9 protein-coding genes and 3 pseudogenes are annotated in these 12755 nt (G+C 72.6%); 3 read left to right on the top strand and 9 right to left on the bottom strand.

Annotated elements, in window-relative coordinates; translation table 11 throughout:
* Positions 1 to 10 precede the first annotated feature (10 nt).
* Entirely contained in the window at positions 11 to 463 is a 453-nt protein-coding gene (locus tag ACQ86M_RS16320) for a MarR family winged helix-turn-helix transcriptional regulator (RefSeq protein ID WP_431219656.1), read from the bottom strand.
* 113 nt (positions 464 to 576) lie between these two features.
* Here ACQ86M_RS16320 and ACQ86M_RS16325 point away from each other — a divergent pair.
* The 3 genes and pseudogenes from ACQ86M_RS16325 (at position 577) to ACQ86M_RS16335 (ending at position 4411) form a co-directional block, all read left to right on the top strand.
* Positions 577 to 1781, top strand: a pseudogene (locus ACQ86M_RS16325) (MFS transporter).
* Between the two features lie 48 nt (positions 1782 to 1829).
* Positions 1830 to 2786, top strand: coding sequence for a hypothetical protein (locus ACQ86M_RS16330; RefSeq protein WP_431246192.1), 957 nt, complete (start codon positions 1830 to 1832; stop codon positions 2784 to 2786).
* A gap of 89 nt (positions 2787 to 2875) precedes the next feature.
* Entirely contained in the window at positions 2876 to 4411 is a 1536-nt protein-coding gene (locus tag ACQ86M_RS16335; RefSeq protein ID WP_431246193.1) for a chaplin family protein, read from the top strand.
* A 111-nt stretch (positions 4412 to 4522) separates the two neighbouring features.
* Here the strand turns inward: ACQ86M_RS16335 and ACQ86M_RS16340 are convergent, their stop codons facing one another.
* The 8 genes and pseudogenes from ACQ86M_RS16340 to ptsP all read right to left on the bottom strand — a co-directional run bounded on the left by ACQ86M_RS16340 (position 4523) and on the right by ptsP (position 12755).
* Positions 4523 to 4852 carry a ParB family protein gene (locus ACQ86M_RS16340; protein ID WP_431246194.1) on the bottom strand — a complete coding sequence of 110 codons (330 nt, stop codon included), beginning with the start codon at positions 4850 to 4852 and terminating at the stop codon, positions 4523 to 4525.
* 145 nt (positions 4853 to 4997) lie between these two features.
* Positions 4998 to 6038, bottom strand: coding sequence for an NAD(P)/FAD-dependent oxidoreductase (locus tag ACQ86M_RS16345; RefSeq protein ID WP_431246195.1), 1041 nt, complete (start codon positions 6036 to 6038; stop codon positions 4998 to 5000).
* Complete coding sequence (locus ACQ86M_RS16350) at positions 6035 to 6562, bottom strand: isoprenylcysteine carboxyl methyltransferase family protein (protein WP_431246196.1); 528 nt, start codon at positions 6560 to 6562, stop codon at positions 6035 to 6037. Before ACQ86M_RS16350 ends, ACQ86M_RS16345 begins: the two co-directional genes overlap by 4 nt.
* Positions 6563 to 6575: 13 nt before the next feature.
* Positions 6576 to 7691 (bottom strand): type III polyketide synthase, encoded by a 1116-nt coding sequence (locus ACQ86M_RS16355; RefSeq protein WP_431246197.1) that lies wholly within the window; start codon positions 7689 to 7691, stop codon positions 6576 to 6578.
* Between the two features lie 143 nt (positions 7692 to 7834).
* A complete protein-coding gene (locus tag ACQ86M_RS16360) occupies positions 7835 to 9007 on the bottom strand; it encodes a mannitol-1-phosphate 5-dehydrogenase (RefSeq protein WP_431246198.1) in 1173 nt (390 codons plus the stop codon).
* Positions 9004 to 9441, bottom strand: a complete 438-nt coding sequence (locus ACQ86M_RS16365; RefSeq protein ID WP_431219663.1) for a PTS sugar transporter subunit IIA — start codon at positions 9439 to 9441, stop codon at positions 9004 to 9006. The genes ACQ86M_RS16360 and ACQ86M_RS16365 overlap by 4 nt, the downstream gene beginning before the upstream one ends.
* Positions 9438 to 11050: pseudogene (locus ACQ86M_RS16370) on the bottom strand (PTS mannitol transporter subunit IICB). Before ACQ86M_RS16370 ends, ACQ86M_RS16365 begins: the two are co-directional and overlap by 4 nt.
* Positions 11047 to 12755 (bottom strand): annotated as a pseudogene (ptsP, locus tag ACQ86M_RS16375) (phosphoenolpyruvate--protein phosphotransferase). The pseudogenes ACQ86M_RS16370 and ptsP overlap by 4 nt, the downstream one beginning before the upstream one ends.

Below are 12755 nucleotides of genomic sequence, written 5' to 3' on the forward strand. Positions count from 1 at the left end.
AGCGCGCCGCTCAGGCGGGCTGGGCGGTCAGCTGGGGGAGCGCATCCACCAGCGGGCTCAGCTCGGGGATCGCCTTGGCGCCGTCGAGCGCCCGGGTGAGTGCGGCGTCGTGCACCGGGCGCGCGGTGTCGAGCAGCCGGTGACCGGACGCGGTCAGCTCGGTGTAGATCCCGCGGCGGTCGTCGGCGCAGAGGATGCGCGTCAGCAGGCCGCGCTCCTCCAGGCGGTTCACGAGCCGGGTCGTGGCGCTGGGGCTCAGGGCGCTCGCCCGGGCGAGCTGCTGCATCCTCATGTGCCAGCCGTCCTGCCGGGCCAGCGCGTCCAGCACGGTGTATTCGACGACGGAGAGTTGCACGTCGCGCGTGAGGTCGCGCTCGAGCTCCGCCTCGATGTAGCCGTGCAGGGCGGCGAGCGTGCGCCAGCCGTGCGCGCGCACCTCGACCGCGTCGTCGGCGATGCCCATGACGTCTCCCTTGCATTATGTAGTTGCACGTGCAACTATTTACAGCGCGTCTGCAACTAACAGGGTAGCGCACCCTGCCCCACCAGCACCGTCGTATCCAGAAGGAGACACCCATGCCCGCTGGCCTGATCGCCCTCGCCCTCGGAGGATTCGGCATCGGCCTGACGGAGTTCGTCATCGCCGGGCTGCTGCCCGAGGTCGCCGCCGACTTCCACGTCGACGAGGCGACCGCCGGCTGGCTGATCTCCGGATACGCGCTCGCGGTCGTCGTCGGCGCGCTCGGGCTGACTGCGGCGGCGACGCGGATCCCCGCAAGGCGGCGCTGCTCGGCCTCATGGTGCTGTTCATCGTCGGCAACCTGATGTCGGCGATCGCGCCCGACTACGGCGTGATGCTCGCCGGCCGCGTGGTGGCGGCCCTCTGCCACGGCGCCTTCTTCGGCATCGGCTCGGTCGTCGCCGCCGGCCTCGTGGCGGCTGAGAAGCAGGCGCGTGCGATCGCGATCATGTTCACCGGGCTGACCGCCGCGAACGTGCTCGGGGTGCCCTTCGGCACCCTGCTCGGGCAGGCGTTCGGCTGGCGCTCGACCTTCTGGGCCATCACGGCGATCGGCGTGGTCGCGCTCGTCGGCGTCGCCGTGCTGGTTCCCGCCGGGGCGGGCGCGCGGTCGGCCTCCGGACTGCGCGGGGAGTTGTCCGCGTTCCGGTCCGGGCAGGTGTGGCTGTCGCTGGCCGCCACGGTTCTCGGCTTCGGCGGGATGTTCGGCGCCTTCACGTACATCGCCTACACGCTCACCGGCGTCTCGGGCTTCCCCTCGGCCGCGGTGCCCTGGCTCCTCATCCTGTTCGGCCTCGGGCTCTTCGCCGGCAACTGGGTGGGCGGACGCCTCGCCGACCGCTCCGTCGACGGCACCCTGCTGTGGCTGCTCGGTGCGCTCGCCGTGGTGCTCGTGGCGTTCGCCCTCGTCGCCGGCATGCCGGTCCCGGCCGTCGTCGCGCTCGTGCTGATGGGCGCGTTCGGGTTCGCGACCGTGCCCGCGCTCCAGCTGCGCGTGCTGTCGTACGCCTCGCATGCGCCGACCCTCGCCTCGGGAGCGAACATCGCCGCGTTCAACCTCGGCAACGCGCTCGGCGCGTGGCTGGGCGGCCTCACGATCGCCGCCGGCTTCGGGTACGCCTCGCCGCTGTGGGTGGGCGCCGCCATGACCGTCGGGGCGCTGATCGTCGTGGGCGTCGCCGCGGGCGCCGCCCGCCGCACCCGTTCGGCCCGCGAACGTGCCGCGACCGACCCGCGGAATTCCGCCCTTCCTGTTCCGTAGACCGCGGCGTACACTCGCCGACGTCTCGAACGGTCAGGGGGTGATCGTATGCCGGAGGTGGCTCAGGAGCTGCACCGCCGCTTCATCACCCCTGCGCGCGTGCTGGTCGGCTCGCTGATCGCCGGCGCCGGACTGACCGTCCTCGGATTCCTCGCCGGCGGGCCCTCCGCCTCGGCGGCCGAGCCCGCACCGCCGCCCGGACCCGTGAGCGCGCTCCTGTCGAGCGCCGCCTCCGGCGTCGGCGAAGCGGTGGGCGCGGTGACCCACGCGGTCGCCCCGGCCCTCCCGGCCCCGGTTCACGAGGTGGTCTCGGCGGTCGTGGCGCCCGTCGCAGACACGGTCGACGAGGTCGCCGATCAGTCGCCCGTCTCGGCCGTCGTCGACCCGGTGGTCTCCACCGTGGACGAGGTCGTGGCAGTGGTCCCCGTCGTCGGAGACGTGCTCCCGCCCGCACCGGTCTCGTCGGTGACGCAGCCGGTGACCGGCGCGGTCGACCAGGCGGTGTCGGATGCGGTGGGCGCGGTCGACACGGCCGTCTCGCCCGTGACGTCGCCGGTCGAGTCGGCACCGCCGACCTCCGGGCAGCCGGGTTCCCCGGCGGATCCGGCCGTTCCGGCACCGACTGCCGCTCTCCAGCCGCGGGCCGAGGATGCCGTGCTTCCGTCCGTGTCGGCGGCGCTGTCCCACCCCTTCGTGAGCGTCGCTCGCTCCCTCTCCGCCGCCGCCCTGACGTCTGTATCCGCCGGAGCCCTGGGCGGAGCTCCGCTCGCTCCGGCCGGTGGCGGCGAGCCCGGTGACGGTCTGCCGGGCGGCAGCCTGCCCGGCGGCGGCTCCGCCGGTTCCGCGGGCGGCGCAGGCGGCCCGGGCGGAGCTGTGCCCGGATCCGCGGCCACAGCGGACGACTTCCTCCTCCCCGTCTCCGTTCGGAGCGGGCTCAGCGCCGCGGCCGCGGACGATCACGTCCCCGCCGGCCCCGTCGCCGACCACGACATCAGCCCCGACTGAGTGGGTCGCGGCTGCCCTGAGGCAGCACGCGACATTCGCCCGGCACATCCGTGCCCGGGCTGAGACCCACTCATTCGAAAGGCTCCACCATGAACAAGTTCGTATCCAGGGGGATGTGGTTCACCCTCTGCGTCGGCGGCCTCTGGCTCGCCGGAACGGCCGCGGCGAACGCGGCCGAGACCTCGGGCACCGACGGTGTCGCGAGCGGCGACCAGGCGGTCGTCGGCGTCACCGTCCCGGTCTCCATCGCGGGCAACGGCATCTCGGTGATCGGCGACTCGTCGAGCACCGACTCCTCGGCGGCCGCTCCCACGCCGTCGGCTCCGAGCGCGACGGTGTCGCCCGATTCGGTCAGCGGGGTGCTGACCGGCGACCAGGCGGTGGTCGACGTCAGCGTGCCGGTGGATGTGTCCGGGAACGCGGTCAGCGTCGTCGGGGACTCCGCGACGGCCGACTCCACCGCCGCCGCCCCGGCGGCGGACTCTGGCTCCGGCGCGAGCGCCACGTCCTCCGGCGCGGATGGCGTCGCCTCGGGCATCCAGGCCCCGGTCGCGGTCGACGTCCCGGTCACGGCGGGCGGCAACGCGATTTCGGTGATCGGCGACTCGACCTCGTCGGGCTCCTCCGCGAGCACCACCTCCGGCGGCTCCGGTTCGACGGCCACCTCGACCGGCACGGCGACGGACGGCGGCCTGCTGTCCGGCATCCAGGCACCCGTCTCGGCGGCCGTTCCGGTGACCGCGGGCGGCAACGCCGTGTCGGTGGTGGGCGACTCGTCGTCGACCGGTTCGACGACGGCCGCTCCGGCGGCCGGCGGCAGCACCGCCACGAGCGGTGCAGGCTCGGACGGTGGCATCCCCTCGGGCGTCCAGGCCCCTGTGGATGCGGCTCTTCCGGTGACGGTAGGCGGCAACGCGATCTCGGGGCTCGGTGACTCGACCACGTCGGGTTCGACGACGACCGCTCCGGCGGCCGGCAGCGGCAGCACCGCGACCAGCGGCTCGGGTTCGGGCGACGGCATCCTCTCGGGCGTCCAGGCCCCTGTGGATGCGGCTCTTCCGGTGACGGTGGGCGGCAACGCGATCTCGGGTGTGGGTGACTCGACCACCTCGGGGACGACCACCAACGCCCCGGCGACCGGTGGCGCGACCGGCGGCTCCACGACCGGCGGCGACTCGACGGGCGGCATCGACCTTCCGATCGGAGTGCAGCTCCCCGTGACCGTGGGCGGCAACGGTATCAGCCTCGTGGGCGACAGCGCGGCGGTCGACGTGACCATGCCGACGACCCCGGGTACGCCGACGACCCCGTCGACGCCGGCCGACCCCGCGACGCCGACCGATCCCGCGACGCCGACCACCCCGGCGACCCCGATCGCCGGCGGTCCGGATGTGGGCGCCGGCGCGTTCCCCGACGGCGGAACCACGACCGTCGCCGCGAGCGGCGCGTCGGCTCTGGCCGCCGGCTCGGGCTCGTGGGGCTCCGCGGCGACCGGCACCTCGGCGCTCGCCTCGACCGGCTCCGACGAGCTGGGCATCGGCGGCCTGGGCGCGCTGCTGGCGCTGCTCGGAGTGATGCTCGCCTTCGCCGCGGGCAACCGGGGGCACCGCCACCACACCCGCTGAGCGCATCCCTTCGGTGCTGACCTCCCGGCACGCCGGCAACCCCAGCCGCCGGCGTGCCGGGATCTCGCGCGCACGCACGCGTGCGGCGCCGACGCGCGCCCGTGCCCGCGCCTAGAAGCCGATCGGGCGCCCGGGCGTCAGCGGCTCGTCGTTGCCGACGAACGCCTCGCCACCGTTGTACGCGAGCTCGCGACGCTCGACCTCGGCGAGCAGCGCCTTGTTGAGCATCTCGGACCAGCTGCTGTCACGCTCGTCGAACGACGTCTGACGGTAGGCCGCACGCGCTCGGTTGCGCATGGCGTCGGTCAGGTAGAAGGTCACGGTCGTGCGCTTCTTCACCGGGTTCGCCTTCGCGACGTCGGCGCTGGGAGCGACCCGGAGTTCGGCGGCGTGCTGCGCGGCAGGCGCGTCGTCGGAGGGGCCGGATGCTGATCGGTCCATGTCTCACCTTTCCGCATATCCGATGTCGATGCTCGATTTCAGATACTAATCTGTCCACCCCCGTTCCGGCCACCCTTCGCGCGCGCTAAGCATGCTTTTATGCCTGGTTATGCAGGCATTCCGACGGGCGCAGAGCCGGAATCGATCAGCGCGAGAGGCGCTCGACGATGGAGCCGAACAGCTCTGGACGGTGCGCCGCGGTCGGCACGATGCGGGGCCGGAAGCGCGACCGGGACGCGACCACCAGGGCCGTGGTGAGCAGCCGGAAGTCGCGCGTCGTCGCGCGCCAGGCGCGCTCGTACTGCTCGGTGCTGCCCGCGCGCACCGCCGCGATCGCCGCGCGGGCCTGCGCGAAGCCGACGCGCATCCCTTCGCCGGTGAGGGCGTCCACGTAGCCGGAGGCGTCCCCCGCGAGCAGCACCCGCCCGGACGACCGCGCCCGCGCCCGCTGCAAAAGCGGACCCGCGCCGCGGGGCTCGGAGACGGTCGCGACACCGTCGAGGCGCCCGGCGAGCTCCGGGATGCCCGCGATCACCGCATCCACGTCGAGGGGCCGCGCACCCAGCACGGCGACGCCGACGGTGTGATCGTCGACTGGCGTCACGTAGGCCTCCGCGCCGTCCGACCAGTGCACCTCCACGAGAGACGTCCAGGGCTCGATCGCGAAATGCTTCCGCAGCCCGAACCGCCTCCGGTCGCCCGGCTGCCCGCGGCCCTCGAGCCCGACCATCCGACGCACCGGCGAGTGCAGGCCGTCGGCGGCGACGACCCACGGCGCGTCGATCGACTGGCCGTCGTTCAGCGTCAGCGTCACGCCGTCCATGCGCCGCTCGACGCCCGTGACCTTCGCCTGGATGCGTTCCGTGCCCAGCTCGGCGGCGCGCTCCGCCAGCGCCTGGTGCAGCACGGTGCGCCGAACCCCGCGACCCGGCCGGTCGGAGAACCGGTGCTCCACGCGGGCGGAGGCGTCCAGATAGGCGACCCCGTCCAGGCGGCGGCCGGGCGGATCGACGCCGATGCGGTGGAGTGCGGCCAGCGCACCGGGCATCAGGCCCTCGCCGCACGCCTTGTCGATCGGCCCGACGCGCGGCTCGACGAGCACCACGTCCATCCCGTCGATGCGCGCCTCGATCGCACAGGCCAGGCCGATCGGGCCCCCGCCCACGACGACGACCTGCGGACTCATGCGCGGGCGGTGGCCGGGAGGACGGAGGCGAGGGCGCGGTTCTCGCAGCGGATGCGCACGACGAGCAGCCACGCGTTCAGCACGGTGAACGCGAGGGCGGTCACCCAGGCGGTGTGCACCAGGGGAAGGGCGAAGCCCTCGACCACGACGGCGACGTAGTTCGGGTGCGTGAACCAGCGGTACGGGCCGCGGGTCACGAGCGGGAGGTCGCGCACGACGATGACCCGGGTGTTCCACCGCGGGCCCAGTGTGGCGATGCACCACCAGCGGAGTGCCTGACTGGCGAGCACCAGCACGAGCATCGGCCAGCCCAGCCACGGGATGAACGGACGTCCCGCGAACCAGACCTCCGCCAGGCAGGCGAGCAGGAGCCCGGTGTGCAGGGCGACCATGGCGGGGAAGTGCCCGCGCCCGAACTCGACGCCGCCGCGGGCGAAGGACCACCGGGCGTTGCGGGTCGAGACGATGAGCTCCGCGATGCGCTCGCCGCCGGTCGCGAGCACGAGGAGGGTGTACCAGATCACGCCGCCGCCCGGCTCACTCTGCCAGCGCCGGGGCCGGCACGATGGCCGGCGCGGCTCGCTTCTCGCCGTCCGCCCAGCGCAGCAGCACCAGCTCGCTGGTGACCCCCGGGCCGAGCGCGAACAGCAGGCCGATCGTGCCGGCGGGATGCGCATCCAACTGTTCGGCCAGCACGTGCAGCACGGCGGCGGAGGACAGGTTGCCCACGTTGGCGAGCGAGCGCCAGCTCGCGTCCAGCGCGCCCTCGGGCAGGTCCAGCGCCTCGGAGAACGCCTCCAGCACCTTCGGGCCGCCCGGATGCGCGGCCCACGCGCCCACGTCGTCCACCTCGAGTCCGTGCGCGGCCAGGATGCCGCGTGCGTCGCCGGCGAAGTTCCGCTCGATCACCTCGGGCACGCCCGCGCTCAGAACGATGCGGAAGCCAGTGCCGCCGATGTCCCAGCCGATCACGTCGGCCGTGTCGGGATAGATGTGGCTGCGCGAGTCGACGACCTCCGGCCCGGCGAGGCCGAGCTCCTCCGCCCGCGCGTCGCCGACCATGACGACCGCGGCTGCGCCGTCGCCGAAGAGGCCGCTCGCCACGATGTTGGCCATGGAGTCGTCCCGCGCCTGAACCGTCAGCGAGCAGAGCTCGACCGACAGCAGCACGGCGACCTCGCCGGGATGCCCGGCCAGGTAGTCGTTGACACGGGCGATCCCCGCGGCGCCGGCGACGCATCCCAGCCCGAAGCTCGGCAGCCGCTTCACGTCGGGCCGGAGGCCCAGGCGCGAGACCAGCTGCGCGTCGATCGACGGCGCCGCGATGCCCGTGACGGAGGTGAAGAGGAGGAAGTCGACGTCCTCCGGCGTGAGGCCGGCGGAGCTGAGCGCGGCGGTCAGCGCGCGCTCGGCGAGCGAGGTGCCCTCGGCGATGAAGTAGTCGTTCGACTCCTGGAACGAGGCCAGCGAGCTGTAGCGCTCCAGCGGCATCACCAGGCTGCGGGTCTGGACCCCGGACGAGGCATGGATGCGGCGCATCACCTGCTGGCGTGCGGGATCGGACGTGATCATCGCGAGCAGCGCAGCGGTGATCTCCCCTTGGCTGTAGCTACGGGCGGGGAGCACCGGGGCCACCGACACGATTCGGCTCACAAGCGAAACGTACCACCGGGTTCCGCCGGCGACACCGGGGGTCGGCGGATACCCAGCGGGCACGCAACCCGGGCCCGCTGGCGCAGGAGAAACGCTCCGGATCGGGGAATCCGGAGCGCTCCTCCTGCGCCCGCGGGCGAGGGTCAGAGCGACGCGTCGACCCGGTCGCGCTGCGCGGCGGCGACGACCGCCACCAGCGGCGCGTGCAGGGGCTCGGCGGCCTCGACGCCCATGACCTCGGTCACGATCGCGGCCGCGTCCGCCTCGTCGAGCAGCCGCAGCAGCTCGACGCTCTGCGTGTCCTCCGGCACGTCGAAGCGGAGGGCGGCCCCGACGGCCGCGACGAGCGCCTCGGGGATGCCGCCCACGTACTGGGCGTAGTCGGACGCGGGGCCGATGAAGCGGTCGTCGCGCCCGAGCTTGCGGAGCGGCTCCCGGCCGACGCGGGTGACCTCGTCGACCAGGTAGGGGTTGGTGAACCGGCCCAGGATCTTGGCACGGTACGCGGCGAGCTCCTCCGCGGGCAGACCATGCTTGGCGCTGAGCGCCGCCGACGTCTCGCGCAGGGCCGCCTCGGCCGCTTCACGCACCTCCGGGATGGCGATCGCCTCGGCGATCGTCGTCGCCCCCTGCAGGAACCCCGTGTAGGCGACGGTCGCGTGGCCCGTGTTCACCGTGAAGAGCTTGCGCTCGATGTACGGGCCGAGGGAGTCGACGAAGTCCGCCCCCGGGATGGCCGGCTCGTGCCCGGCGAACGGCGAACGGTCGACGACCCACTCGTAGAACGTCTCCACGGTGACGTCGATGCCGGCGTCGGCCGCCTGCGCGGGCACGATGCGGTCGACGGCCGTGTTGGCGAAGACGGCCTTCGCGGCCAGCTCGTCGCGGGTGTCGTCGTCCGGCAGGCCGTCCATCAGCTCCGCCGCCAGCAGGTCGGAGGCGCCGATCGCGTTCTCGCACGCCATCACGGCGAGGCGCGGCGCGTCCTCGGCGCGGGCGGCGAGCCCGCGGGCGATCACCGGCGCGACGAAGCGGAGGATGCGCGGGCCGACCGCGGTCGTGACGACGTCCGCCGTCGCGATCTCGGCGACCAGCGCATCCTCCTCGGTCGCACTGTTGATCGCGCGGAAGCCGGTGACGGTCTTGGTCGCCGAGTCCTCGCCGACCAGGTGCACGTCGTACGAGTCGGCGGCGGCGAGGGCGTCGATCAGCTCGGCGTTCACGTCTGCGAACACGACCTCGTACCCGGCTTCGTGGAGCAGGAGCCCCACGAAGCCGCGTCCGATGTTGCCCGCGCCGAAGTGGACGGCCTTCACTCGTTCACATTCCCCAACAGCGCGTAGAGCGCATCCGCATCCGGAGCGTCCAGCAGCTTCTGCACGTCGTCCTCCTCCGAGAAGAGGATGGCGATCTTGGACAGGATCTCGAGGTGCTCGTTGTTCTGCCCGGCGATGCCGACGACGAACCGCACCTCCTCGCCGCCCCAGTCGAGCGGCGAGGAGTAGCGGATGAAGGAGAGCGCGGACCGCTTGATCTCGTCCTTGGACTCGTTCGTGCCGTGCGGGATGGCGAGGCCGTTCCCCATGAAGGTGGAGACGGTGTTCTCTCGGTCCTGCATCGAGTCGACGTACCCGGGGTCGACGGCGCCCGCTGCGACGAGCAGGCCACCCGCCTCCCGGATCGCGTCCTCCCGGGTGGTCGCGGAACCCGCGGCCACCACGTTCGCCCGGTCGAGAATCGTGTCGGTCATTTGGCTGCGTTCTCGGTTTCCTTCTGCTGGCTGGCGACGAGGTCGACGACCTCGTCGTACTTGGGGCTGTTCATGAAGTTGTCGACGGACACGTGGAGCGAGTTCGGCGACTGCCCCTTCGCGCGGTCGGTCAGCTCGCGCTGCGTGATGACCAGGTCGGCGGTGCCGTCGAGGTTGCTGATGGCCTGGTTGGTCACCGTCACGCCTTCGACGCCGGCCTTCTTGATCTTGTTGCGCAGCACGGATGCGCCCATCGCGCTCGAGCCCATCCCAGCGTCGCACGCGAACACGATGTTCTGCACCAGTCGCTTGGTGGCGTCGCCCTGGGCGTCTCCGGTGTCGTGCTCGCCCTCCTGGACCAGGCCTTCGAGGACCGAGGACTGCTTGCCCTTGTTGGCCTCGGTCGCGGCGACGGCGGCGGAGAGGTCGCCCGCGTTGCCCGCGGCGAGGTCGCGCTTGCGGCTGGCCCGCAGGATGATCGACGCCACGATGAACGACACGGCCGCGGCGAGGACCACGGAGAGCGTCACGCCGACGAAGCTGTCGGCCGGAGTCTGCAGCAGCACGGCGATGATCGACCCCGGTGAGGCGGGGGCGCGGAGACCCGAGCCGAACGTGACGTTGGTCGCGATGCCGGTCATGCCGCCGAGGATGGCCGCGATGATGATGGTCGGCTTCATGAGCACGTACGGGAAGTAGATCTCGTGGATGCCGCCGACGAACTGGATGAGCGCGGCGCCCGGAGCGCTTGCCCGGGCGATGCCGAGGCCGAAGATCGAGTAGGCGATCAGGATGCCGAAACCGGGGCCGGGGTTGGCCTCCAGCAGGAACAGGATCGACTTGCCGGTCTGCTGCGCCTGCTCGACGCCGAGCGGGGTCAGGACGCCGTGGTTGATGGCGTTGTTGAGGAACAGCACCTTGCCCGGCTCGATGAGGATGCTCGCGAAGGGCAGCAGGTGCGCCGAGACCAGCCAGTTGACCGCGCCGCCGAGCACCGAGCTCAGCCACTCGACGAGGGGGCGATCCCGAAGAAGGCGCCGATCGAGAGCAGCATGCCGACGATGCCGGCGGAGAAGTTGTTGACGAGCATCTCGAAGCCGGCCTTGATCTTGCCGTCCCAGAGCGCATCCACCTTCTTCATGATCCAGGCGCTCAGCGGGCCGAGGATCATGGCGCCGATGAACATCGGGATGGTGGAGCCGACGATGACGCCCATGGTGGCGATGCTGCCGACCACGCCGCCGCGGACGCCGTAGACCATGCGGCCGCCGGTGTTCGCGATGAGCAGGGGCAGCAAGTAGGTGATCATCGGGCCGACGAGTCCGACGTACTGCGAGAAGGTGTGGCCGCTCGGGTCCTGCGCGAGCACGGTGGCCGCACCCGACCAGCCGATCTTCGCCTGGTCGCCGAAGCCGCCGAGGATGGGGCTGATCGCCCATCCCGTGTTCTGCAGCCAGCCGGTCGCGATGAAGAGGGCCGTGATGAACCCCCAGGCGATGAACGCCGGGATGTTCGGCATGACCATGTTGGAGAGGAAGGTGCCGAAGCGCTGCACGTGCACACGTGCGCTGCTCGGCTTCTTCGGCGTCGTCGCTGTCGCCGTCGTCATTCTGGTGCCTCGTTTCTGTTCTGAGGGGGAGGGAGGTGATTCGTTCGGCGGCCTGCTTGACCGCCTCCCGGGCTTCGGCCGCGCCATCGGCGGCCAGAGCGGTCTCGGCCAGGGTTCGGGCCTGGTCGAGGGTGTAGCGCTTGAGGGAGAGCCGCACGTCGGCGAGGGCCGCGGGCGACATCGAGAGGGTGGTGGCTCCGAGACCGACGAGCACCACGGCGAGCAGGGGGTCCGCCGCCGCCTCGCCGCAGATCCCGACCGGCTTGCCCTGCGCGGATCCGGCGGCGCCGACCTCGCCGATCAGGCGGAGGACGGCCGGATGCCACGGATCCTGGAAGCCGGCGACCGAGCCGAGCAGGCGGTCGGCCGCGAGGGTGTACTGCGTGAGGTCGTTGGTGCCGATGGAGGCGAAGTCGGCCACCTGGAGCACACGGTCGGCGAGCAGCGCGGCCGAGGGCACCTCGACCATGACGCCGACCGTCTTGAGGCCGTACTCGCGGCCGAGCTCGGTGAAATAGCGCGTCTCCTCGACGGTGGCCACCATCGGCGCCATGACCCAGAGGTCGGCGTCGGTCTGGGCGTCCGCCTCGGCGAGGGCGGTCAGCTGCTCGCGGAGGATGTCCTCGTTGGCGCGCAGCGAGCGAAGGCCGCGCAGGCCGAGCGCCGGGTTGTCCTCGTGGGCGTCGTTCAGGAACTCGAGGGGCTTGTCCGCGCCCGCGTCCAGCACGCGCACGACGACCTTCTTGCCGCCGCCGAATGCGCTCAGGAGCTTCACGTACTGCTCGCGCTGCTGCTCGACGGTGGGCGCCATCCGCGCATCCAGGAACAGGAACTCGGTGCGGAACAGCCCGACGCCCTCGGCGCCGGCCGCGACAGCGCCCGCGGCGCCTTCGGCGGATCCGAGGTTGGCGAGCAGCGGGATGGCCGTGCCGTCCGCCAGAGCACCGGGCTCGACGCCGCCCGCGAGGGCCGCGGCGCGCTCGTCGATGCGGCGCTGGGCGCCGGCCCGCTGGTCATCGGTGGGCGAGACGGTGACCGTGCCGGCCGCCGCATCCACGATGACCTCATCGCCGTCGGCCAGACCGTCGGCGCCCGCGGCGCCCACGATCGCGACGATCGACTTCTCGCGGGCGAGGATGGCGGTGTGCGAGGTCGGTCCGCCCTCCTTCGTCACCAGCCCCAGGACCTTGGTCAGGTCGAGCAGGGCCGTGTCGGCGGGCGCCAGGTCGTGCGCGACCAGCACGTACGGCGTCTCCGAGTGCGGGACCCCGGGGGCCGGCTTGCCCTCGAGGGCGGCCACGACGCGCTGCGACACGTCGTCGAGGTCGCCGGCGCGCTCGCCCATGTAGCCGCCGAGGTCCTTCAACATGTCGCGGAAGACGGCGAAGCCCTCGAACACGGCGCGCTCGGCGGTCTTGCCGCCGTCGATGCGCGAGGCGACGTCGTCGGCGAGGGTCGAGTCCTCCGCCATCATCGACTGGGCCTCCAGCACGTCGGCGGCGGTGCCGGAGACGGTGGATGCGCGCTCGCGCAGGTCGGCGGCGACAGCGGCCACCGCCTCCTGGACCCGCGTCTTCTCCTCGTCGGGCGTGCGCGTGCTCGGCTGGTCGGCCGGCTCGGGGAGCGGGGCCGACATGCGCAGCACGCGCCCGATGGCGATGCCCTGGCCGATGCCGGCGCCCGTGAGAGTGGATGATCCGGTCAT

Source organism: Leifsonia xyli subsp. cynodontis (genome assembly GCF_050632205.1).
GTDB lineage: Bacteria > Actinomycetota > Actinomycetes > Actinomycetales > Microbacteriaceae > Leifsonia > Leifsonia xyli_D.